The 22,978-nt window shown below is 59.5% G+C and carries 19 protein-coding genes; 2 read left to right on the forward strand and 17 right to left on the reverse strand.

Translation table 11 applies throughout. From position 1 onward, the window contains the following. The first annotated feature begins 6 nt into the window (after window positions 1-6). Both C0039_RS03930 and coaE read left to right on the forward strand, forming a co-directional pair. On the forward strand, window positions 7-873 hold the full coding sequence (locus C0039_RS03930) for a prepilin peptidase (protein ID WP_076000423.1): 867 nt from the start codon (window positions 7-9) through the stop codon (window positions 871-873). A 1-nt stretch (window position 874) separates the two neighbouring features. Continuing rightward, window positions 875-1,483, forward strand: a complete 609-nt coding sequence (coaE, locus tag C0039_RS03935; RefSeq protein ID WP_101517292.1) for a dephospho-CoA kinase — start codon at window positions 875-877, stop codon at window positions 1,481-1,483. A 4-nt stretch (window positions 1,484-1,487) separates the two neighbouring features. Here the strand turns inward: coaE and mutT are convergent, their stop codons facing one another. The 17 genes from mutT to C0039_RS04020 all read right to left on the reverse strand — a co-directional run bounded on the left by mutT (window position 1,488) and on the right by C0039_RS04020 (window position 22,974). Continuing rightward, window positions 1,488-1,874 (reverse strand): 8-oxo-dGTP diphosphatase MutT, encoded by a 387-nt coding sequence (gene mutT, locus C0039_RS03940; protein WP_341476643.1) that lies wholly within the window; start codon window positions 1,872-1,874, stop codon window positions 1,488-1,490. A gap of 2 nt (window positions 1,875-1,876) precedes the next feature. After that, on the reverse strand, window positions 1,877-3,103 hold the full coding sequence (argJ, locus tag C0039_RS03945) for a bifunctional glutamate N-acetyltransferase/amino-acid acetyltransferase ArgJ (protein WP_076000420.1): 1,227 nt from the start codon (window positions 3,101-3,103) through the stop codon (window positions 1,877-1,879). Window positions 3,104-3,117: 14 nt separating this feature from the next. After that, entirely contained in the window at window positions 3,118-5,826 is a 2,709-nt protein-coding gene (secA, locus tag C0039_RS03950; protein WP_101517294.1) for a preprotein translocase subunit SecA, read from the reverse strand. 85 nt (window positions 5,827-5,911) lie between these two features. Next, entirely contained in the window at window positions 5,912-6,841 is a 930-nt protein-coding gene (locus tag C0039_RS03955; RefSeq protein WP_076000418.1) for a M23 family metallopeptidase, read from the reverse strand. A 104-nt stretch (window positions 6,842-6,945) separates the two neighbouring features. Next, window positions 6,946-8,499 (reverse strand): FMN-binding glutamate synthase family protein, encoded by a 1,554-nt coding sequence (locus C0039_RS03960; RefSeq protein ID WP_101517295.1) that lies wholly within the window; start codon window positions 8,497-8,499, stop codon window positions 6,946-6,948. Window positions 8,500-8,713: 214 nt separating this feature from the next. After that, window positions 8,714-9,628: a UDP-3-O-acyl-N-acetylglucosamine deacetylase gene (lpxC, locus tag C0039_RS03965; protein ID WP_076000417.1), complete on the reverse strand. Its 915-nt coding sequence runs from the start codon at window positions 9,626-9,628 to the stop codon at window positions 8,714-8,716. A gap of 72 nt (window positions 9,629-9,700) precedes the next feature. After that, entirely contained in the window at window positions 9,701-10,867 is a 1,167-nt protein-coding gene (ftsZ, locus tag C0039_RS03970; RefSeq protein ID WP_076000416.1) for a cell division protein FtsZ, read from the reverse strand. A 56-nt stretch (window positions 10,868-10,923) separates the two neighbouring features. Further along, window positions 10,924-12,162: a cell division protein FtsA gene (gene ftsA / locus C0039_RS03975; RefSeq protein WP_076000415.1), complete on the reverse strand. Its 1,239-nt coding sequence runs from the start codon at window positions 12,160-12,162 to the stop codon at window positions 10,924-10,926. Between the two features lie 13 nt (window positions 12,163-12,175). Continuing rightward, window positions 12,176-13,117: a cell division protein FtsQ/DivIB gene (locus C0039_RS03980; protein WP_076000414.1), complete on the reverse strand. Its 942-nt coding sequence runs from the start codon at window positions 13,115-13,117 to the stop codon at window positions 12,176-12,178. Next, window positions 13,117-14,040 (reverse strand): D-alanine--D-alanine ligase, encoded by a 924-nt coding sequence (locus tag C0039_RS03985; protein WP_101517296.1) that lies wholly within the window; start codon window positions 14,038-14,040, stop codon window positions 13,117-13,119. The genes C0039_RS03980 and C0039_RS03985 overlap by 1 nt, the downstream gene beginning before the upstream one ends. Beyond that, window positions 14,037-15,476: a UDP-N-acetylmuramate--L-alanine ligase gene (murC, locus tag C0039_RS03990; protein WP_207796366.1), complete on the reverse strand. Its 1,440-nt coding sequence runs from the start codon at window positions 15,474-15,476 to the stop codon at window positions 14,037-14,039. Before murC ends, C0039_RS03985 begins: the two co-directional genes overlap by 4 nt. Further along, a complete protein-coding gene (murG, locus tag C0039_RS03995; RefSeq protein WP_101517298.1) occupies window positions 15,463-16,560 on the reverse strand; it encodes an undecaprenyldiphospho-muramoylpentapeptide beta-N-acetylglucosaminyltransferase in 1,098 nt (365 codons plus the stop codon). The genes murC and murG overlap by 14 nt, the downstream gene beginning before the upstream one ends. Then, entirely contained in the window at window positions 16,557-17,696 is a 1,140-nt protein-coding gene (gene ftsW / locus C0039_RS04000; protein WP_243391546.1) for a putative lipid II flippase FtsW, read from the reverse strand. The genes murG and ftsW overlap by 4 nt, the downstream gene beginning before the upstream one ends. After that, the gene (gene murD, locus C0039_RS04005) at window positions 17,693-19,060 is read right to left on the reverse strand and encodes a UDP-N-acetylmuramoyl-L-alanine--D-glutamate ligase (RefSeq protein WP_243391547.1); all 1,368 of its coding nucleotides are present in this window, start codon (window positions 19,058-19,060) and stop codon (window positions 17,693-17,695) included. The genes ftsW and murD overlap by 4 nt, the downstream gene beginning before the upstream one ends. A 10-nt stretch (window positions 19,061-19,070) precedes the next feature. Beyond that, complete coding sequence (gene mraY, locus C0039_RS04010) at window positions 19,071-20,153, reverse strand: phospho-N-acetylmuramoyl-pentapeptide-transferase (RefSeq protein ID WP_076000410.1); 1,083 nt, start codon at window positions 20,151-20,153, stop codon at window positions 19,071-19,073. 2 nt (window positions 20,154-20,155) lie between these two features. Next, on the reverse strand, window positions 20,156-21,517 hold the full coding sequence (locus C0039_RS04015) for a UDP-N-acetylmuramoyl-tripeptide--D-alanyl-D-alanine ligase (RefSeq protein ID WP_101517300.1): 1,362 nt from the start codon (window positions 21,515-21,517) through the stop codon (window positions 20,156-20,158). Then, a complete protein-coding gene (locus tag C0039_RS04020) occupies window positions 21,517-22,974 on the reverse strand; it encodes a UDP-N-acetylmuramoyl-L-alanyl-D-glutamate--2,6-diaminopimelate ligase (RefSeq protein ID WP_101517381.1) in 1,458 nt (485 codons plus the stop codon). The genes C0039_RS04015 and C0039_RS04020 overlap by 1 nt, the downstream gene beginning before the upstream one ends. Between the last annotated feature and the right edge of the window lie 4 nt (window positions 22,975-22,978).

The following is a 22,978-nucleotide window of genomic DNA, read 5'->3' on the forward strand; positions in this document are numbered from 1 at the left end:
CACCACATGTTGGACGTCCTCAACCAGCAGGGCTGGCTACTGGGTCTGGCTCTGCTGACGCTGGGGTTGGTCGTCGGCAGCTTTCTCAATGTTGTCATACATCGCCTGCCTATCATGATGGAGGCACGTTGGCGCGGCGACTGCTGCGAGTTGTTGGAGCTTGAGCGGGAAGCTACAGACCCCGTGCTGACGCTGTCAACGCCCAACTCCCATTGCCCAAACTGCAAAGCCGCCATTCGCGCCTGGCAGAACATACCCGTGTTCAGCTACCTGTTCCTGGGCGGCAAATGCGCCCGGTGCAGCGTGGCAATCTCGCCACGTTACCCACTGGTAGAACTGGTGACGGGGTTGCTCACACTTTCATTGATATTGCAGTTCCCCGCCTCTGCAGGACTACTGGGGGCTATGCTGCTGACCTGGTCCCTTGTTGCACTGACCATGATCGACGTCGACCACCAACTTTTGCCTGACGACATCACCCTGCCGCTGATCTGGCTGGGGCTGCTGTTTAATATCAGCGGCACCTATGTCAGTCTTACCGATGCCGTGATCGGTGCCATGGCCGGTTACATGGTCCTCTGGAGTGTTTACTGGCTATTCAAGCTGCTTACTGGCAAGGAAGGCATGGGCTATGGTGACTTCAAGCTTCTGGCTGCGCTGGGGGCATGGCTGGGCTGGCAGGCCCTGCCTTCCATTATCTTGCTGTCCTCTGTCGTAGGTGCGCTGGTGGGCATCACCCTGATGATATTCAAGCGCAGGGACAAAGATGTTCCCATGCCCTTCGGCCCTTACCTGGCAGCGGCTGGATGGATTGCACTGATGTGGGGCGATGAAATCAGTGCTGCTTACCTGAGTACAGTGGGAGTGCAATAGAATGAGCCTGGTTATCGGTATTACCGGCGGTATTGGCAGCGGCAAGTCAGCAGTGACCGACCGTTTTGAAGAACTGGGCATTGTTGTTGTAGATGCCGACAAGGTGGCCCGCGTGGTGGTGCAACCCGGCGGCCCTGCACTGGACGCCATTGCCGAACACTTCGGCGCCGAGGTGCTGCTAGCCGACGGCCAACTGGATCGCGCTGCGCTGCGCAGTATCATATTCGCCGACGATGACGAACGTCGCTGGCTGGAGCAACTGACCCACCCGCTCATCGGCCAGGAAATTCGCCAACAGCTGGAGGCAGCCGGTTCTCCCTACGTGATGCTGTCCTCGCCGCTGCTGCTTGAGACCAGCCAGAGCGCGTTGGCAGACCTGGTTGTGGTAGTAGATGTGCCTGAAGCAATGCAGTTACAACGCACCATGACCAGGGACAACAACGATGAGGATCAGGTGAAACGTATCATTGCAGCGCAGCTGCCTCGCGATACCCGCCTCGACCAGGCGGACATTGTTATCGATAACTCCGGCTCGCTGGCAGAGTTGGATGGAATCGTGGCGGAACTGCACAGGGAGTTTCTCGCACGCGCAGGGTCGAGAGCTTCATAGCACTCTAGGTCAGCAGTTTCACCACAGCGGCGACAATTGGCTCATTGGCGGCAGGAAACGCGTAAGCGGCCAGCTCACTCGCGCCGACCCAGGCCATTGGCTGACCCTCCAGCGCCTGCGGTTTGCCAGCAAACTCCCACACCACGTGCACGTCAAGCAGTACGGACTTATCACTGTAGTCGTGCTTAACCTCCAGCAGAGAAGTGGTACGCAGAGGTGTTATCGACAATTCCTCACGCAACTCGCGATCGAGCGCTGCAGCCAGGCTTTCCCCTGCCTCTACCTTACCACCAGGAAACTCCCACAGCCCCCCCTGGTGTACGTGTCCAGCACGACGGGTCAGCAGCACCCGACTGCGGCCATCGACAATCACCCCCACGGCCACGTGCACGCTCAAGTCCGGTACTCTGCATTGATACGCACGTAATCATAGGAAAAATCAGTGGTCCATATTGAAGCTGCAGAGTCCCCCCTATTGAGCTCAATGCGAATCCGTATTTCCTCAGGTGCCATGGCGGCGATACCCTGCTCCTCCGTATAACTCGCTGCCCTGCAGCCCCGATCGGCAATGAGCACATCATTGAGGTACAGGGCAATCCGGTTCACATCAAGTTCCGGCAGGCCCGCGCGACCGATGGCAGCAAGCAAGCGCCCCCAGTTGGGATCCGAGGCGAACAGTGCTGTTTTTACCAGGGGCGAATGGCCGATAGTGAACCCCACGTCCAAGCACTCCTGTTCATCCCTGCCGCCATTGACTTCGACAGTGACGAATTTACTTGCGCCCTCGCCATCGCGGACCAGCTCCTGCGCCAGGGCAACACACACTTCCTGGACAGAATCGGCCAGGGCCTGATACAGCGGGGAATGGTCATCCTCAAGGATTTCATTGCCGGCAGCCCCGGTGGCCACCAGCATGCAGGCGTCGTTGGTTGAAGTATCACCATCGATGGTCACGCGATTAAACGACATATTGACCGCAGCAGAGAGAATGCGTTGCAGGACGGCGGGTTCGACTGCGGCATTGGTACCCACATAAGCCAGCATGGTCGCCATATCGGGCCGAATCATACCCGCTCCCTTGGCGATACCCGTGACCACATACTCCCTGCCTTCACTACTGAAGCTGGTGGAAAAGCCCTTGGGCCTGGTGTCGGTGGTAAGAATGCCTTCAGCGGCATCAGCCCAGCCCCCGGCATCCAGCGCAGCAACTGCGGAGGGCAGCGCCGCGGTAATCAGGTCAACGGGAAGGGGCTCACCGATCACTCCGGTGGAAAAAGGAAGTACTCTCTGCGCATCGCCGCCAGCGCTGGCTGCAACAGCGGCGCAACAGGCCCGGGCGTCCTGCAAACCCTGTTCACCAGTACCTGCGTTGGCGTTGCCGGTATTGACCAGCAGGTAACCCGGCCGTGCGTCGGATAGCCGCAGGTGCTCGCGCGCCACGGTTACCGGCGCTGCGCAAAAGGCATTGCGGGTAAAAACACCGGCACAGGTACTTCCCGGAGCAAGCTCTATAAGCACCAGGTCCTTGCGACCGGGCTTCTTGATGCCCGCGGACGCTGTGCCCAGGCGTATTCCCGGCACCGGCTGTAGCACGGGCAGCTTGTCTTCACCAACCGCCATTGATTATCCCCCGGTCACAGTTTGCCGTGGCACTGTTTGTATTTTTTGCCACTGCCGCAGGGGCAGGGATCGTTGCGTCCAACCTTGGGCTGATCGCGTACAAACGTCTCCGGTATAACCGGCCGCTGAGGCTGCTGGTCTTCCTCCGGTGCTACCATGGCTGATGCCTCGGCGTGCTGGAATGCAAGCTTCTCGCGTTCGGCGGCCTCTCGGCGCTGCTTTTCAATCAGCTCAGCCTCATCCTGTCGCTGAATCTGCACATGGCTGAGAAACTTCACCACTTCCAGCTTCAGGTTGTCGAGTAACTCCTGGAACAGCTCGAAAGATTCGCGCTTGTACTCCTGTTTGGGGTTTTTCTGGGCATAGGCGCGCAGATGAATACCCTGGCGCAGGTGGTCCATTGTGGCGAGGTGCTCTTTCCACAAGGTATCGAGTACCTGCAACATGATCTGCTTCTCGATCTTGCGCATGTCCGGGCCCACACTCTCGCACTTCTCATCATAGGCGGCCTGCACGGCATCAAGAATCCGTGTACGCAGTGCCTCCTCGTGCAACTTGTCATCTTCATCCAGCCATTGCTGCAGCGGCAGCGGCAGTGCAAATTCCGCCTCCAGCGCGCGCTCCAGACCGGCAATGTCCCACTGCTCCTCCACGCTCATGGGCGGCACATAGCTGTCGATGGCGCCATTGACGACGTCAGCGCGGATGGTTGTGACCGTTTCGGAAATATCGGCCTCGCCCAACAGGTCATTGCGTTGACCGTAAATAATCTGGCGCTGGTCGTTGGCCACATCGTCGTATTCCAGCAATTGCTTGCGGATATCAAAGTTGCGCCCCTCGACCTTGCGCTGCGCTTTCTCGATCGCATTGGTCACCATGCGGTGTTCTATAGCCTCACCCTTCTCCATGCCCAGGGCCTGCATGAAGTTCTTCACCCGGTCAGAGGCAAAGATGCGCATCAGGCTATCTTCAAGGGAGAGATAAAAGCGTGACACACCCGGATCGCCCTGGCGCCCCGCCCGGCCGCGCAGCTGGTTGTCGATTCTTCGTGACTCGTGGCGCTCCGTACCCAGGATGTGCAGGCCCCCGGCTTCCAGCACCTGCGTGTGGCGCTGCTCCCAGGCGGCTTTTAGTTCATTGCGGCGCTCATCACTGATCTCACCGGCGGCAGCCATCTCCGCATCCAGGTTACCGCCCAGCACGATATCGGTACCACGACCGGCCATGTTGGTGGCAATCGTTACAACGCCCGGGCGCCCCGCCTGGGCGATAATCTCCGCTTCCTGCTCATGGTACTTGGCGTTCAGTACCTTATGCGCAATCTTCGCTTCCCGGAAGCGTGCCGACAACTCCTCGGAGGTTTCAACAGATGCTGTACCCACCAGCACTGGCGCGTTGTTAGCCATGCAGTCCTTCACGTCGGCTACGATGGCGTCGAATTTTTCCTCCCTGGAAAGATACACCAGGTCGTTGAGATCCTTGCGCAACTGGGGAACGTTAGTGGGGATAACCAGCACTTCCAGGCCGTAAATCTGCCGGAATTCAAATGCCTCGGTGTCGGCAGTACCCGTCATTCCAGACAACTTGCCGTAAAGCCGGAAGTAATTCTGGAAAGTAGTGGAGGCCAGGGTCTGGCTCTCGCTCTGAATTGCCACGCCTTCTTTGGCCTCTATGGCCTGGTGCAATCCCTCCGACAGGCGTCGCCCTGCCATGGTGCGTCCGGTGTGCTCGTCAATCAATACGACCTGGCCATCCTGAACGATGTACTCAACATCCCTCTGGAACATGACATGCGCGCGCAGCCCGGAGTAGACGTGATGCAGCAGGTTAAGGTTAGTGGCGGCATACAGGCTGTCGCCCTCTTCCAACAACTTTTCCCGTATCAACATTTCCTCGACGAACTCGTGGCCAGCCTCGGTGAGCTCCACCTGACGCTGCTTTTCGTCCACGGTGTAATGGCCGGCCTCACCCTCAAGGTCCGGCTTCAGAGCAGGGATGAGGGCGTTGATTGTCTTGTAGAGCTCGGAGCTATCCTCGGACGCGCCAGAGATGACCAGCGGCGTGCGCGCCTCGTCAATCAGGATGGAGTCCACCTCATCGACAATCGCAAACGCCAGATTTCCCTGCATGCGGTCTTCCAGCGAAAACGCCATGTTGTCACGCAGGTAGTCGAAACCGAACTCGTTATTGGTACCGTAGATAATGTCCGCGTTGTAGGCCTCGCGCTTTTCTTCAGCCATTTGCCCGGAGCGTATGACACCGACAGAGATACCCAGGAACTCATAAAGCGGCCCCATCCAACCCGCATCCCGGCTCGCAAGGTAATCGTTCACCGTAATCAGGTGTACACCGTCGCCAGTCAGGGCATTGAGGTAGGCCGGCAGTGTTGCCACCAGGGTCTTACCTTCACCGGTGCGCATCTCGGCGATTTTACCCTCATGCAGCGCCATCCCACCTATCAGCTGTACATCGAAGTGGCGCATACCCAGGACACGCTCACCCGCCTCGCGGACCACCGCAAAGGCCTCGGGTAACAGATCGTCAAGAGATTGCCCATCAGCAATTCGCTGCTTGAACTCAACGGTTTTGCCTGCCAACTGCTCATCGGTAAGAGCCTTGACCTCTTCCGCCAGGGCATTGACCTTCTTGACCACTTTGCCCATTCGCTTCAGTTCCCGGTCATTGCGGGAACCGAACATCATCTTCAGAAATTTGTTAATCATCAGGTTTCATCTTGTACTGGATACGGGAATGCCTGCCGGGCCAGGAGCCGGGCAGGTGGAATTCTACAGGAGTGGGACCGCGACTTCAGCGTCGGGTGCGCTGGACGTAACTCGAGGGGTCAACAGAGCGACCGTGTTTATAGACTTCGTAGTGAACATGGGCGCCGGTAGAACGCCCTGTGGAGCCCATCAGGGCAATCGCCTCACCCTTGCGCACTACATCTCCGGGCTGGACCAGTGCCTGCTTGTTGTGCGAATAGCGGGTGACAAAGCCGTCTCCATGGGAGATTTCGACCATCTCACCATAGCCGGATTTGCTGCCCGTCCAGGTGACCACACCGGAGGCCACGGCGATCACATTGGAGCCTTCCTTGCCGGCAAAGTCGATGCCGTGATGGAAGGCGGGCTTGCCGGTGAAGGGGTCGGTGCGTTTGCCGTAATAGGACGATATCCAGCCTTTTTCGATGGGGCGGCCAGACAGCCAGCCCTGCTCTTCCAATTTACGATTGGTCAGCAGCGTTTCAAGAATATCCAGTTGTTGCTCACGGTCTGACAGTTGATCCTGGAACAGGCCCAGCTCAACTTCCAGTCCTGAAGTTTCATATTCAACGTTGAATTCACCCGCCAGCGGCCCGCCCATCGCCGGCGGCTGACTGAAGTCAAACTCACCTTCCTCGAGGTCAGCCATGGCTGTCAGGTGCTGACCCAGGGCGTCCAGGCGGGTCAATCTCGCCTGCAACTGCGCCAGGTTGATCGTCATCGCCTGCAGCTTGCGCTCTGCACGATCCTGCAGCGCGGCCAGCTCTCTTTGCTGCGCTTCCAGTTCTTCCTGCAGGCCGTCCAGCGCAACGCCGCGCATGGAATTCGCCTCGTTTTCCTGACCGAAAAGATATCCGCCGGCCACCAGGCCCAGAGGCAAACCGAGGCAGCAAAGAGAAAGCAGGGCACGAGACAAGCGCCCCAGTTCAATGGAGCGGGAGCCCCCAAGCTTGCGATTAATGAGAATAACTTTCATTTACGCGGACACGAGGCTAAATGGCCGCAAACTATGCCACAACGGTCGGCAAAATTCCACGTAACATGCGTGACCCAGTACCCAAATTCGGGCATCTGCTGCGGCTAGCCTGTCTGGCTGCGCGACAGCGCATCGGCAACTCCCGCATATTCAGCCTTCACCGCCGGCAGGGGATGCAATTCAGCCATACTGCGGGATGCACCGGTAGACTCAATTATGCGCACGTGGCCGCGCTGCATGCCGCGTGGCTCAGTCACCCCGCAGGAGTGGGCAATAATGCCCACGCCATAAGCCATCTGCCGCGCATAGGCCGCGACCCTGATGCTTTTCTCAGCCGGAACAAGACCGCGCTGAAGGTCCTCATCGTGGGTGGTAATGCCGGTGGGGCAAGTGTTCCGGTTACACTGCAGAGACTGCACACAACCCAGGGCGAACATAAAGCCCCGTGCGGATACACAGAAGTCCGCGCCCATGGCCAGTGCCCAGGCAACCCGGGCCGGTGCGATGAGCTTGCCCGAGGCAATCACCTTTATCCGCTCACGCAGGCCATATTCCTGCAACAGGTCTACTACCAGCGGCAGACTCTCCTGCAGCGGCATGCCCATATAGTCGATCAACGGTTGCGGGGCGGCACCGGTGCCGCCGTCGGCACTGTCGATGGTGATAAAGTCCGGCGCGAACTCTGGTCCGCGACTATGGATAGCGCGAAACAGGTCATGGAAGAAGTCGAGCTGCCCGACCACCATCTTGAACCCCACAGGCTTGCCGGTAAGCTGGCGAATACGCTCCACCATGTCCAGCAGGTCATCGGCGCAGCGAATGTCAGGGTGGCCATTGGGGCTGATTGAGTCCACCCCGGGCTCGATGCCGCGTATTCGTGCCACTTCCTCAGTCACCTTGTCGCCGGGCAGGATACCGCCCTTCCCGGGTTTGGCGCCCTGACTCATTTTGATTTCAAACATCCGCACCTGCTCGTGGGCAGCCACGGCCAGCAACCGGTCATCGCTCAGCAGGCCAAACCCGTCCCGAACCCCGTATTTGGCCGTTCCAATCTGGAATACCAGATCCGCACCCGACTCCAGGTGATAGGGTGACAACCCACCTTCACCGGTATTCATCCAGATGCCTGCGTCTTTTGCACCGCGGGCCAGCGCCCGCACGGCTGGCTCAGAAATCGCACCAAAGCTCATGGCGGAAATATTGAGAATCGATGAATTTGTGTAGGGCCGCGAGCAACTGCCGCCGCCGATCGTGACCGGCCTGGGCTGAACCGCGTCTTCATCGAGTGTGGGAAATGCGCTATTGAGAAAGAACACATCCCCTTTGATATTGAGCTGGCGGGTGGAACCGAAAGCCACCGTGTTGTCCACTTCCTTGGCAGCCCGGTAAACCCAGGAACGCTCGGCGCGATTGAATGGCAACTCCTCTCTGTCCATGGCGAAAAAATACTGACGGAAAAACTCACCCATATGCTCGAACAGGTACCGAAAACGCCCGACAACCGGGTAGTTGCGACGGATAGCGTGCCTGGTCTGGGTCTTATCAATCAGGAACATGACCAGGATGGAGATCACCCCCAGGCCTAACAGCAGTGCAACGAGAATCGCGCCCCACTCTATAAGCGACTGTGCCAATTCCTGCAGACCTGTCATTTCCATCGGTTCCAATCTCCAATTGCCAACGCGGCAGGTACTAATCACCCCGCCCAGTATAACCGCCCAAGCCGCATTTACGCAGGCGGTACCACCCACGCAACCCGCAGGGCGCAAGGCACACGGGCACACAACAGTGGGCGTTTGCAGAATTCAGGGGAAGCTAGATTGTACCGGTGCGAAAACACCGGGACCAGGGATGTTACCGGCCGATAACTGCCTAGGCGGCTACGACCGGACTGAGAGAATAGGAAATGGGGGCGGTGGCCTCGTCCTCGAACGTCACCACCTCCCAGGCATCCGGTTGCGCGATCAGTGCGCGCAGCGAGGCGTTATTCAGGGCATGGCCCGATTTGTATGCACGGAATTCACCAATCAGGCTGTTGCCCAGCAGGTACAGGTCACCAATGGCATCCAGCACCTTGTGACGCACGAATTCGTCGTCGTAGCGCAAGCCGTCCTGGTTGAGAATGCGGTACTCATCCACCACGATGGCATTGTCTACGCTGCCACCCCGGGCCAGGCCCTTGGAGCGCAGGTACTCGATCTCATGCATAAAACCAAAGGTGCGGGCGCGGCTGATTTCCTTGACGAACGACGTCGTCGAAAAGTCCACATCCGCATGGGCAGTGCGATCGCGAAAAACGGGATGGTCAAAGTCGATAGTGAAAGAGACCTTGAAGCCATCAAAGGGGAGGAAGCTGGCAACCTTGTCGCCGTCCTCGACTGTGACCTTCCGTTTTATGCGAATGAACTTCTTGGCCGCGTTTTGCTCCTCGATCCCTGCGGACTGGATCAGGAAAACAAAGGGGGCCGCACTGCCATCCATAATCGGCACTTCCGGGGCACTGACATCCACATAGGCATTATCAATCCCAAGACCCGCCATCGCTGCCATCAGGTGTTCTACCGTGGACACCTTGGCGCCATTGGCAACCAGGCCGGTGGAGAGCATGGTATCGGCAACGTTGTCAGCACGACCGGGTATTTCCACCACCGGGTCGAGGTCAACCCTGCGAAAAACGATACCGGTATTAACCGGCGCAGGAGCGAGGGTCAGGTAGACCTTGTCGCCCGTGTGCAAGCCGACGCCCGTCGCCTTGATCGCGTTCCTCAGTGTGCGCTGTCGAATCATAAGTACTCCAACCGTAGCCTTTGCCGTCTGGGACGACGCGGCCTCGCCGGGTAGCTACCCGATCACGGCCTGTTAGTCTGCCTGGCGACGCAGAAACGCCGGAATATCGAAATACTCCTCGTCCGCATCGGATGCCACAGCATGTGCCTGGCCACCTGCGGCGCGCTGTCTGCGCTGTACCGCGGGACGATCCAGATCCCGGTAGTCGGGCGCCTCGTCAGTGTCTGTGGTCGCGGTCACTGGCTTGGGCGTATCAATCACCTGCAGAGGCGTTTTTACGGCCTCGGAACCCAGCCCTGTGGCGACAACAGTTACCTTAAGCTCGTCGGTCATATCAGGATCGATGACCGTACCCACCACAACTGTTGCTTCTTCGGATGCAAATTCCTCGATCGTGTCGCCAACTTCGGCGAACTCGCCAAGTGCGAGATCGAGTCCGGCAGTGATATTCACCAGTATTCCGCGAGCACCCTGCAAATCAATATCATCCAGGAGGGGACTGTTGATGGCTCTTTCCGCAGCTTCCCTGGCGCGATCCTCGCCTTTCGAGCTGCCGGTTCCCATCATCGCCATACCCATTTCTGACATCACGGTACGCACATCGGCGAAATCCACGTTGATCATGCCAGGGCGGATAATCAGATCTGCGATCCCCTGAACTGCGCCCAACAATACATCATTTGCCTCCCTAAAGGCATCGAGCAGACTGGTATTTTTCCCCAGAACTTCCAGCAGTTTTTCGTTGGGAATGGTGATCAGTGAGTCCACATGCTGCTGCAGCTCGGCCACGCCTTCCTGGGCAATTTTCAATCGTTTCTTGCCCTCGAAAGGGAACGGACGCGTCACCACTGCAACCGTCAGGATGCCCAGCTCACGGGCCACTTCCGCGACCACTGGCGCGCCTCCGGTACCGGTGCCGCCGCCCATACCGGCGGTAATGAAGACCATATCCGCACCGCGCAGGGACTCGGCGATACGCTCGCGATCCTCCATAGCAGCGGCTCGGCCAATCTCCGGGTTAGCGCCTGCTCCCAGGCCCTTGGTAATGTCACCTCCCAGTTGCAGCACGGTCTTGGACGCAATGTCCGACAGCGCCTGGGCATCGGTATTGGCACAGATAAAATCTACGCCTTCTACAGAGTTCTCGATCATATGCTTGACTGCGTTGCCGCCGCCTCCGCCTATGCCGATCACCTTGATCACCGCAGTGGATGGTACGTTGTCGATTAGTTCAAACATGGTTGTAGCTCCCCTTTAAATAAAAAAAGCCGCACTATCGCGCGACGGTTTACCGCTTAAAAATTGCTAGATATCCAGGCTTTGGCCCGGGTTAACCAACTCTCTGTGGACCCGGAGGACTTGGCCGCTATCTGGCCAGACTCCTCCATGTGGTCCACGCCGTACTGCAACAGACCCACGCTGGTCGCGTAGATCGGGTTGCGGACAATATCGTTGAGGCCCTGCACGGTTTGCGGATAGCCAACCCGCACCGGCATATGAAATATCTCCTCGGCCAGTTCGACCACGCCTTCCATTTTTGACGTGCCTCCGGTCAGCACGATGCCTGCAGGCACCATGTCCTCGTAGCCAGAGCGTCGCAGTTCCGCCTGCACCAGAGTGAATAATTCGTCGTAACGCGGTTCCACCACTTCTGCCAGGGACTGTCTGGAGAGATCCCTTGGTGGTCGGTCTCCTACGCTGGGCACCTTGATGGTCTCGTCCGGTCCCGCCAATTGGGTCAGTGCACAGGCATACTTGATCTTGATTTCTTCGGCATGCTGAGTGGGAGTACGCAGGGCCATGGCGATATCGTTAGTCACCTGGTCGCCGGCAATAGGGATTACTCCGGTATGACGGATAGAGCCGTCAGTGAAAATGGCAATGTCGCTGGTACCCCCTCCGATATCCACCAGGCACACACCCAGCTCACGCTCATCGTCGGTGAGGATGGAATAGCTTGAGGCCAGCTGCTCGAGGATGATTTCCTCCACTTCCAGCCCACAGCGGCGTATGCATTTCTCGATATTCTGCGCGGCGTTTACCGCGCAGGTAACCAGGTGAACCTTTGCCTCCAGGCGCACGCCGGACATACCCAGCGGCTCCTTGATGCCCTCCTGGCTGTCGATCACGTATTCCTGGGGCAAGATATGCAGAACTTTCTGATCCGCCGGGATCGCTACCGCCTGGGCCGCATCAATAACCCGCTCCAGGTCATGATGAAACACCTCCTTGTCCTTTATCGCGACGATGCCGTGAGAATTCAGACTGCGGATATGACTGCCGGCAATGCCCACATAGACCGAGTGAATCTGGCAGCCCGCCATCAGCTCCGCCTCTTCCACCGCACGCTGAATTGACTGCACCGTGGACTCGATATTGACCACCACGCCTTTCTTCATTCCTTTGGAGGGGTGCGAGCCAATGCCAACCACCTCGATGTCTCCATTCATGCCGACCTCACCCACAATCGCCACCACCTTGGAGGTACCGATATCAAGTCCGACGATCATTCGTTTGTCCTGCGCGCTGCCCATGGCAGTGTCTCCCCTACGCCTTTTCTTCTTTACTGGTCGTTGCCGACAAACCGGCAGGCTCACTGAAGCCCACCGCCACCCCGCGTGCATAGCGCAGGTCTATACTTTCCACTGCGCCCATCCGCCCCGCCAATTCGCTGCGGTAAACCGCCTTGAAACGATTGATACGGGCGAGAAAATCCACACCCCCTATCACCAGTCGCTGGCCACCGCCTAGCCTGGCCTCAACTTCACCACGCTCATCTATCGTCAGTTGCGCAACGCTCAGGCCCACGGGCTTGAGCAGGTCCACCAGCCGCTGATAGGTGCGCATCAATTCCGGCGCCGAACCCTGGGGCCCGCGCAGTTGCGGCAGCCCCTGCCACGCCTCAAGCTTGCTCGGCCGGAACACTTCACCCTCATGGTTCAGAAAGGCACCGTCGCCCCAGCGGGCAATCGGCAGCTGCTCAATGACATGGATCTCCAATGCATTGGGCCAGACCCGACGTACACTGGCCTCGTGAATCCAGGGCAACGCCTCCAGCTGCTGCTGCACGCGAGACAAGTCTGCCCAGAGGAATCCGCCACTCAGCGCCGGCTGCACCATGTCCTGCACGGCAGCGGTCTGGGTATGTTCCAGTTCCCCGGTCACGCTAATGCGCTCAACAGGAATTGCCTGCAACTTCAGGTAAGCCTGGGTCGCCGCTATCGCTACGATGCCAGTGGCCAGCAGCACCAGAATCCGGTTTAGCCAGTGGAAGCTGCGAGGCTGCTTTTCAGCCGTAGCGACAGGCTTACGCGTTGCCCCTTGCACCTGCTGGCCACGCGGCTTGCGCTGCGGCGACGCTTTTTTCCGGCTCGTCGGCTGGGCAGCACCCGGCTTTATCGCCCTGCGCTTGCTCTCCGACTTCGCCCTGGTACTGTTTTTCGCCGCCGGACGACGACCCAGGCGCGGTAGTTTGATCGCCACACCCATCAGCCTCGCTCCTCCCAGGCCAGGCCCAGAATCCGCTCTACCAGGTCAGGGACTTCCATGCCTGCCTCGCGCGCAGCCATAGGCACAAGACTGTGCGAGGTCATGCCGGGGATAGTGTTTACTTCAAGAACGTAGAAGCGGCCATCGCGATCACGCATGGTGTCCACACGTCCCCAGCCTTCACAGCCCAGGGAGTTGAAGGCGGCAATAGCCAATGCTCTCACCTCCCGTTCAGACTCTGCGTCAAGACCACTTGGGCAATGGTAGGTGGTGTCGTCCGACAGGTACTTGGCCTCATAGTCGTAAAACTCGTTGGCCGTCTCCATGCAGATTGAGGGCAGCGCCTGGTTTCCAAGCACCGCCACGGTGTACTCCGGGCCGTCGATAAATTGCTCTGCCAACACATCGCCGCTGTAGGCCGCCGCGTTGCGATACGCACTTTCCAGCTCCGCTGCGTTGCTCGCCGGTGCCATACCGATGGAGGAGCCTTCACAGGCAGGCTTCACGAACACCTTACCCAAGCGCTCTATCACTGCGCCCCAGTCAGTCCCGCTATCGAGAATTTCAAAGCCGCCCGTGGCGATACCCACGCCTTGCCATAGCTGCTTACTGCGTCGCTTGTCCATTGCCAGGGCCGAGCCCAACACACCCGAGCCGGTATAGGGGAGACCCAGTACCTCCAGAGCGCCCTGCATCGTGCCATCTTCACCACCGGGGCCATGCAGGACGATGAATGCCAGCGCGACATCTTCGAGCAGACGCATCCAGCCGGGCTCCGCGGGATCGATTTCACGAACCTGATAACCGAGACTCTGCAGCGCATCAGACACAGTGCGCCCGCTCAGCAGGGAGACCTCGCGCTCGGCAGAGTCGCCGCCGAACAGCACGGCAATAGTCTTGTCTCGCAGCGGCTGCACGCTCATTGGCCCTGCACCTTGTGAAAATCCATCTCGGCCAGCTCTCTTGCCAGCCCACCAATATCACCCGCCCCCTGGGTGATGATCACATCTCCCTGCTCAACCACCGAGCAGAGAATCTGCGGCACGTCTTCGATACGCTCGGCAAAAATCGGCTCTACCTGCCCGCGTTGGCGAATACTGCGAGTCAGGCTGCGACTGTCGGCCCCTGGAATGGGCTCCTCCCCCGCGGCATAAACCTCCAGAAGAACCAGCACATCGCAACGCGACAGGACCGCAACGAAATCCTCGTATAGATCCCGGGTACGACTGTAACGGTGCGGCTGGTATACCATCACCGCGCGACGTTCGGGCCAGGCCTGGTGAGCAGACTCCAGTGTCGCCCGCACTTCAGTTGGATGATGCCCGTAGTCATCCACCAACAGGGCCTCACCACCGGGCAATTGCAGGGCACCCATAGATGTAAAGCGCCTGCCAACCCCGGCGAAAGACAGCAAGCCGCGCTGAATCGCCGCATCATCCAGGCCCTCGTCCCCCGCCACAGCAATAGCCGCGGTAGCATTGAGCACATTGTGTTCACCGGGCATGTTGAGTGTCACTGCGAGGGCGTCTGCACCAGGGCGATGTACGGTAAACGTCGTGGTCAGTCCCTGCCCCTGCATATCGGACACACGGTAATCAGCATCCTCGGCAAAGCCGTAGGTGATCACCTGACGACTGACCTCAGGCAACAGTTCACGAATCACCGGATCGTCGACACACAGCACAGCCACCCCATAAAAGGGAAGGTTGTGCAGGAATTCGATAAATGTGCGACGCAGCACGGCAAAGTCACCGCCGTAGGTGTCCATATGGTCGGCTTCGATGTTGGTAATCACCGTGACCATGGGCTGCAGATGCAAGAACGAGGCGTCGCTCTCATCAGCCTCGGCGATCAGGAAACGACTGGCGCCCAGCTGGGCATTGCTGCCAACACTGTTTACCAGGCCGCCGATGACGAAGGTAGGATCCAGCCCCGCTTCCCCGAAGACGTTGGCGATCAGGCTGGTTGTAGTGGTTTTGCCATGGGTGCCGGCCACGGCAATACCATGGCGGTAGCGCATGAGCTCTGCCAGCATTTCCGCGCGCGGTACCACAGGTACACGCGCCGCCCTGGCAGCAACCACTTCCGGGTTGCTCTCGTCCACGGCGCTGGAAGTAACGACCACGTCGGCGTCACCAAGATTTTCCTGCCTATGGCCGATAAGCACGTGCACGCCTCTGCCCTGCAGGCGCTGGGTCACCGCGCTGGCGCGCAGGTCGGAGCCCGTGACGTTATAGCCCAGGTTGACCAGCACCTCGGCAATCCCGCTCATGCCGGTACCGCCCACGCCAATCATATGAATGCGGCGGATGCGACGCATCTCAGGCACGGTGTAAACATTGCGATCAGGCTGCATCAGCAAGTGCCTCCACCTCATCGGCCACCTGTTGCGTTGCCAGCGGATACGCAGCTTTATGCGCTGCCTCCGCCATGGTCCGCAGGCGTTCGGGATGTTCCACGTACGTGCGCAGTGCGGTCAGAAGCGCATCTTCAGTCATGTCACTTTGACGCAACAGAGTGGCGCCACAGACGCTGGAGAGGGAACGCGCGTTGGCTGTCTGATGGTCATCAATGGCATGTGGTAATGGCACCAGAATAGCGGGCCTTCCCGTCACTGCCAGTTCAGACACCGTCAACGCACCGGCGCGACAAATGACCAGGTCTGACCAGATATAGGCATCCGCCATATCTTCAATAAAGGGCACTACGCGCACAGTTGCGCTGATCAAATCACCGTACTGTGCGGCAACATCGGCGGCATGCTGTTCGCCCGCCTGGTGCAGAATCTCGGTGGGATACGTGTCGCCAGACAGCAAGCTGCGGACCACGCCTGGCATGATTTCATTGATAGGACGCGCTCCCAGGCTCCCGCCCAGGACCAGCAGTCTCATCGCGCGCTGACCATCGTAGTCGTACTCTGCTGCCCCGGCTGCAGTGATCAGGTCGGCTCGAACCGGGTTGCCCAGTACGGCAACCTCGCGATCATCGCTGAAGGCACCGTCAAAGCCAGCCACTATCTTGTCAGCCAGCGGCGCCAACATCCGGTTGGTGGTGCCGGCCACTGCGTTCTGCTCGTGGATCAACAGAGGCCGCCGCAGCAGCCAGGCAGCCACACCGGCGGGACCTGCCACGTAGCCACCCATACCCACCACACAGGCGGGCCAGGTACGCAACACCAACCACAGGGCTTGCAACGAAGCCAGAATCAGGAGAAGCAGGCCTATCAGCCGGTCACTCACACCCTTACCACGCACGCCTCGAACCGCAAGGTAATGCAGGGCAAACCCTGCCGCAGGCACTACCCGGTGCTCCAGACCCCGGCGCGTGCCCACCCATTCAACCTGATAGCCGCGTTCACGCAGTTCGCTGGCCACCGCCAGGGCAGGGTAAACGTGCCCGCCCGTACCGCCGGCCATAATCAGAATACGCTTATTGCCGCTCATACCCGCCCTCCGCGGCAGCGCACGTGCTGGTCGATCCGCAACACCAGGGCCAGCATGGCGCAGCATACGATCAGGCTGGTTCCGCCGTAGCTCACGAAAGGCAGGGTCAAACCCTTGGTGGGCAACAGGCCTGAACTCACCCCCATGTTGACGAAGGCCTGGCCCGAGAAGACCAGTGCCACGCCGTAGCAGACGTAGGCACCGAATGCGTATGCCGCCAGCTGCGCAGAGCGGCCCACCCAGAGGATGCGTCCGATCAACGCTGTATAGAGCAGGATGACGGCCAGCGCGCCGACGAACCCGGTTTCCTCAGCCCAGATGGAGAAAACAAAGTCGGTATGCGCCTCCGGCAGGTAAAACAGTTTCTGGACGCTGTTGCCCAGCCCCACCCCAAACCACTCGCCACGCCCAAAAGCAATCAGTGACTGGGTGAGCTGGAACCCGGTGTCATAGGGGTCTGCCCAGGGGTCCGTATAAGCAGTCAGGCGTTTCATACGGTATGGCGCACTGACTACCAGCACCAGCAAGGCACCCAGGGCACCGGCAAGCACCACCATAAAGTGCCCCAGCTTGACCCCCGCAAGAAACAACATGCCAAAGGCGCTGCCGACGACAATCACCGTGGCACCGAAGTCCGGCTCGACCATCAACAACAGGGTGGCCGCAAACAACACGGCCATAGGCTTGAGGAAGCCCTGCCACTCATTCCGTACCTGGTGCTCACGGCGCACCATGTAACCGGCCAGGTAGATGATCATTGCCATCTTGGCAAATTCGGAGGGCTGCAGCGTGAAGGGCCCTATGGGCAGCCAGCGCTGGCTGCCATTTACCTCGCGACCAATGCCGGGAATCAGGACGAGGATCAGCAGACCGAGCGCGACAAACAACCATATCCACCCGCTGTCTTCCCAGAATTTCAACGGGATGCGATAGATGGCCACGGATCCCACAGCAGCAATCGCCATGTAGATAAGATGCCTGTAAGTGTGGAACCAGGTGCTGTCGTAATTAATCTGCGCGTACTCGATGGACGCAGAGCTTATCGCTACCAGCCCTACCAGAATCAAGGCCAGAGTCAGCGCCAGCAGAGTTGTATCGGGCATGAGCCCGACCTGTGCAGTGGAACGGCGGCTCATGACCCTTCCTCCAAGGCATGCACTGCCGCGGTGAACGCCTCGCCTCTGGCAACAAAGCCGGAGAACATATCGAAGCTGGCGCAGGCGGGTGAAAGCAACACAGTATTGCCCGGCTCGGCCACCTGCGCAGCCTCGTGCACAGCGGCCTCGAGACTGGGGGTATGAGTCACGGGCACAGCGCTACGCAGGGCATCGGCAAGCAAGCCCGCATCCTCACCAATCGCAAACACCTGCCGGCAGTGACGGGTCACAGCTGGCAGCAATTCACCAAAATCAGCGCCCTTACCCTGGCCTCCGGCGATCAGCAAGATATCCTTGTCGCCGCCAAGTCCCTGCAGTGCCGCCTGGGTCGCACCGACATTGGTACCCTTGGAATCGTTCACGAAGCGCACGCCGGCGATCTCTGCCACGAGTTCACAGCGATGGGGCAGGCCATTAAAGCTGCGCAGTGTGTCCAGCATAATAGCGAGCGGCAGCTCTGCTGCGTGTCCCAGAGCGAGTGCAGCCAGGGCGTTGGCCAGGTTATGGCGGCCCGCCATGCGCAGGTCACCTGCGGGCAGCAGTGCGTCAAGACCCAGGCAGATGTACTCCACTCCCTGTATCGTGCACAGACCAAAGCCGTCAAGCGCGGGTTCGCCCATGCGCCACTTGACCACCGGCACCTTGTCTTCGAGCAACGGCACGGTGAGCGCGTCGTCCGTGTGCGCCACCGCACTGCGGCAGCCTCTAAAGATGCGATGCTTGGCCTGGTGATACTGAATCATGCTGCCATGACGATCGAGATGATCGGGACTCACGTTGAGCACCGTTGCAACCGCCAGACCTAATTTGCCGGCCCGCTCCAGCTGGAAACTGGACAGCTCGAGCACATAGAGTTCGCGGTCGGTCCCCAGGAGATCCAGCGCGGGCGTACCCAGGTTGCCGCCCACCCCAACATTAAGGCCTGACTGCCTGGCCATCTCACCGACCAGTTCGGTAACCGTGGATTTGGCATTGGACCCGGTGATACCGATCACCGGTGCCTTCGCCTCGCGCATAAACAGGTCGATGTCGCCAAGTATCTCGGCGCCGGCTTCCCGCGCTGCAACCACCAGCGGATCTTCCAGCGCAATACCTGGGCTGACGATCAATTCTGCGGCAGAGTTGATCAGTTCCTGTGGGTATTCACCGGCGTAGACTTCAATGTCGGGCATCTGGGAGCGCAACACGTCCAACCCGGGAGGATTCCTGCGGGTATCGACCACCGCAAAGGACAGGCCCAGGCTATACAAGTGGCGCGCACAGGACAGACCAGTGAGCCCCAGGCCAACGACGACCCGGTTCACGCTGCTTGCTATCAAATCCTGCATCACTGCCTCACTCACTCCCCTGGCTCTAACGCAATTTCAACGTGGCCAGCCCGAACAGCACCAGCATTACGGTGATAATCCAGAAGCGCACAATGACCCGCGGCTCCGGCCAACCCTTCAATTCATAGTGGTGGTGTATGGGCGCCATACGGAATATGCGCTTGCCCGTCAGCTTGAAAGACGCTACCTGCAGAATCACCGAGACTGTCTCCAGCACAAAGATTCCGCCCATGATGAAAAACACGATCTCGTGACGGGTGATGACCGCCACCGTACCCAGTGCCGCACCCAACGCCAGGGCCCCTACATCGCCCATGAACACCTGTGCCGGGTAGGTGTTAAACCAGAGAAAGCCCAGGCCTGCACCACCAATAGTCCCGCAGAACACCACCAGCTCTCCGCTGCCCGCGACATACGGGATGTGCAGGTAGCGGGCGAAATCCACGTGACCGGTCAGGTAGGCGAGTATTCCCAGCGCACCACCCACCATGACAGTGGGGAGAATCGCCAGGCCATCCAGGCCATCGGTGAGATTCACTGCGTTGCTGGACCCAACAATGACGAAATAGGCAAGCAGGATGAACAGGGGCCCCATGCTCCAGGAAAAGTCCTTGAAGAAAGGCACGTAAAGATCAGTTGTCACCGGTGTATCAAAGGCAAAATAGAGATAGCAGGCCGCTGCCAATCCGGCGACAGATTGCCAGAAGTACTTCCAGCGTGCCGGCAGCCCCCGGGAATCCTTCTCCACTACCTTGCGATAATCATCCACCCACCCCACAGCGCCGAATACGCCGGTCACCAGCAGCACGATCCAGATATACGGGTTGCTCAGGTCGGCCCACAGCAGGGTGGATATAGCTATGGAAACCAGTATGAGCGCGCCTCCCATAGTAGGCGTGCCGGCTTTGCTGAGGTGACTCTGCGGACCATCGTCACGAACTGACTGACCGACCTGGTGAAAACTGAGCTTGCGAATCATTACCGGGCCTACCACCAGCGAAATCGCCAGTGCGGTGCCAGTCGCCAGGATGCCGCGCAGGGTCAGGTACTGAAACACCTGGAAAGCGCCGATATACTGGGTGAGATACTCTGCCAGGAACAGCAACATAATCAGTCCTCTCCCTCTGCGGATTGCGCCAGTGCTTGCAGAACACGCTCCATCCGGGCACCACGCGAGCCCTTGATCAATACCGTGTCCCCCTCACCGAACTGCTCCCCGGCCGCGATGCAGGCTGCTTCCGTATCAGCAAACCAGCGCCCGCTGTCGCCAAAGGCCACTACCGCGTCACGCAGCGCATCACCCACACCCCAGAATTGGTCGAGCCCCGCCTCACGTGCATACACGCCCAGTTCCCGATGCATCGCAGCGCTGTCGCTGCCCAACTCCCGCATTGCACCCATTATCAACGTGCGCCTGCCGGCACTTGCAGCCAGGGTATCGATAGCAGCATGGGCAGAGCCCGGGTTGGCGTTGTAGCAATCATCAATTAACTGCGCGCCTGCTGCGCCGCGAACAAGCGCAAGGCGACCCGCCACCGGCGCAACAGACTCAAGGCCAGCGGTGATCTCGGCAAGACTGAGCCCACAGGCCAGGCCAACGGCAGTCGCCGCCAGGGCATTGGCCACGTTGTGTACACCGGGGAGAGGCAGCATGACGCTGATCTCGCCCTCAGGAGTCTGCGCCTCGAACAAGGTGCCATTGACCCCATGCGACTCGATACGGGTGGCTCTCACTGCCGCCTCACCACGCAAGGAGAAATCAATAACCCGCGCATCGCCAGCGCGTGCGCGCCAGGATGATACCCAGGGTTCGTCTGCATTCATGATCGCCACATCGTCCGCACCCAGCCCATCGAAGATCTCTCCCTTGGTCTGGGCGACCCCCTGCAGGCTGCCCATCCCCTCGAGGTGCGCGGGCATCACATTGAGCAGCACCGACACAGTGGGCCGACCCAGTTCGCACAACAGGGCGATATCACCGGGCTTACCGGCGCCCATCTCCACCACGGCAAACTCGGTGGTGGCATCTATCTGCAACAGGGTCAGCGGCACACCGATTTCATTGTTCAGGTTTCCCGCAGTGGCGAAGGCATTACCCCGCTGGGCAAGCACCGAGTGGACCAGGTTCTTGGCTGTGGTCTTCCCGCAACTACCGGTTATCGCCACCAGCGGGCCGGTATACTCGCTGCGATTAAACGCGCCCAGCCTGCCCAGCGCAGCGGTCGTGTCACGAACGCAGAGCTGGGGCAGCGCAGTACCCGTGGGCCGGCTGACCAGAGCCGCTGCTGCGCCGCGGTCAGCGACAGCGGCAACGTAATCGTTGCCATCAAAATTTTCGCCGACCAGGGCCACGAACAGCCCTCTATCCGCAGGGTGACGGCTATCGGTAAAGACCACGCTGAAGCTGACATCCTCACCCAGCAACTTACCCTGCAGCGGCTCCTGTAATTCAGCGAGAGTCATAGCGCGCATCACAGTACCGACCTCCCCGCCAGTGCCGCGACGGCGTGCTCTTCGTCACTGAATCGCAGGTAGTCGCCCTCAACAATCTGGTAGTCCTCGTGCCCCTTGCCGGCGATGACAATACAGTCGCCGGGGCGCGCCTCCTGAACGGCCAGAGCGATGGCCTCAGCGCGATCAGCCTGCAAACGGTAATTACCGCTGCAACCACTTTCGATATCGGCCAGTATTGCCAGCGGATCTTCACCGCGAGGGTTATCACTGGTCAGCACCACGCGATCCGCCAGACCACAGGCAATACGGCCCATGAGTTGGCGCTTGTTGCGGTCGCGATCACCACCACAGCCGAAGACCACAGCCAGCTCACCCTGCACGTGCGGCTTCAGTGCGGACAACACCTGCTCCAGTGCGTCAGGCGTGTGGGCGTAATCAATTATCACCTGCAGCCCATGGTCATTGGGTATGGACTGCATACGTCCGGGTACAGGGCGCAGCGCCGGCACCGCGGCCAGCACGTCCTCCAACCCCTCTCCCGCAAGCACTGCTGCGCACACCGCGGCCGCCAGGTTCGCCAGATTGAAATCCCCTGGCAGCGGACTGAAAAAGGCACCGCTACCCCAGGGCGTGCGCAGAATGCCACGAACGCCATCGGCGCCAAACTCTGCCTGCTCTACAAATACGTCGGCCGCAGGATTAACCAGCGAATAGCTGAGTATCCGCACACCGGGTTCTACTACCGCCTGCACACAGCTGGCAAAATCATCATCGAGGTTGACCAGCGCATGCCTGAGCCCCTCACAGGTAAACAGGCCAAGCTTGGCCCGACCGTAGGCTTCCATGCTGCCGTGGTAGTCAAGGTGATCATGGGAAAGATTGGTAAACACGGCGGTTTCAAATTCCACGCCGTTCACCCGCCCCTGAACCAGGGCATGGGAAGACACTTCCATACTTACAGCGTATACGCCCTGGTCGCGCCAGCGCGCCAACTGTTGCTGCAAGGTGACGGCATCGGGCGTGGTGTTACCGCCCTGTGACACCTCCTCCTCCAGTGTTGCGCCCAGCGTACCGATGACACCACAGGACCGACCCCGCTGCCTGATCAACTGGGCGATCAGTCTGCTGGTGGTGGTTTTGCCATTGGTGCCGGTCACGCCGATCATGTGCATCGCCGCGCTGGGTGTCCCGCAAAAGCGCGAGGCCAGGTAACCCGACTCCTGCTGCAACTCTGGCAGCTCCAGTAACGGGACTGACAGCGCATCAACGAACCCGGAGACAGGCGGCTCTGCCACCACGGCCACAGCACCACTGGCGACGGCCTGTTCGATAAACTGGCGTCCATCATGTGCCTCGCCCGGGACAGCGAGAAACAAGTCTCCCGCCGAAATTTTTCGACTGTCCAGCTCAATACCACTGATCAGCGTATCTGCTGCCGTGCAGCCAGGCATGGCCAGGACATCTTCAAGGGACATGTGA

Source organism: Pseudohalioglobus lutimaris, assembly GCF_002866825.1.
GTDB lineage: Bacteria > Pseudomonadota > Gammaproteobacteria > Pseudomonadales > Halieaceae > Halioglobus > Halioglobus lutimaris.

What these genes read in the sequence shown, in the direction of transcription:
- C0039_RS03960 (WP_101517295.1), bottom strand. Translation starts at nt 8,499, where the DNA reads ATGGAAATGACAGGTCTGCAGGAATTGGCACAGTCGCTTATAGAGTGG.
- lpxC (WP_076000417.1), bottom strand. Translation starts at nt 9,628, where the DNA reads ATGATTCGACAGCGCACACTGAGGAACGCGATCAAGGCGACGGGCGTC.
- ftsZ (WP_076000416.1), bottom strand. Translation starts at nt 10,867, where the DNA reads ATGTTTGAACTAATCGACAACGTACCATCCACTGCGGTGATCAAGGTG.
- C0039_RS04015 (WP_101517300.1), bottom strand. Translation starts at nt 21,517, where the DNA reads ATGCGCGCTATGACTCTCGCTGAATTACAGGAGCCGCTGCAGGGTAAG.
- C0039_RS03985 (WP_101517296.1), bottom strand. Translation starts at nt 14,040, where the DNA reads ATGAGCGTGCAGCCGCTGCGAGACAAGACTATTGCCGTGCTGTTCGGC.
- ftsA (WP_076000415.1), bottom strand. Translation starts at nt 12,162, where the DNA reads ATGGGCAGCGCGCAGGACAAACGAATGATCGTCGGACTTGATATCGGT.
- murG (WP_101517298.1), bottom strand. Translation starts at nt 16,560, where the DNA reads ATGAGCGGCAATAAGCGTATTCTGATTATGGCCGGCGGTACGGGCGGG.
- C0039_RS04020 (WP_101517381.1), bottom strand. Translation starts at nt 22,974, where the DNA reads ATGTCCCTTGAAGATGTCCTGGCCATGCCTGGCTGCACGGCAGCAGAT.
- coaE (WP_101517292.1), top strand. Translation starts at nt 875, where the DNA reads ATGAGCCTGGTTATCGGTATTACCGGCGGTATTGGCAGCGGCAAGTCA.
- C0039_RS03930 (WP_076000423.1), top strand. Translation starts at nt 7, where the DNA reads ATGTTGGACGTCCTCAACCAGCAGGGCTGGCTACTGGGTCTGGCTCTG.
- argJ (WP_076000420.1), bottom strand. Translation starts at nt 3,103, where the DNA reads ATGGCGGTTGGTGAAGACAAGCTGCCCGTGCTACAGCCGGTGCCGGGA.
- ftsW (WP_243391546.1), bottom strand. Translation starts at nt 17,696, where the DNA reads ATGAGCCGCCGTTCCACTGCACAGGTCGGGCTCATGCCCGATACAACT.
- mraY (WP_076000410.1), bottom strand. Translation starts at nt 20,153, where the DNA reads ATGTTGCTGTTCCTGGCAGAGTATCTCACCCAGTATATCGGCGCTTTC.
- C0039_RS03955 (WP_076000418.1), bottom strand. Translation starts at nt 6,841, where the DNA reads ATGAAAGTTATTCTCATTAATCGCAAGCTTGGGGGCTCCCGCTCCATT.
- secA (WP_101517294.1), bottom strand. Translation starts at nt 5,826, where the DNA reads ATGATTAACAAATTTCTGAAGATGATGTTCGGTTCCCGCAATGACCGG.
- C0039_RS03980 (WP_076000414.1), bottom strand. Translation starts at nt 13,117, where the DNA reads ATGGGTGTGGCGATCAAACTACCGCGCCTGGGTCGTCGTCCGGCGGCG.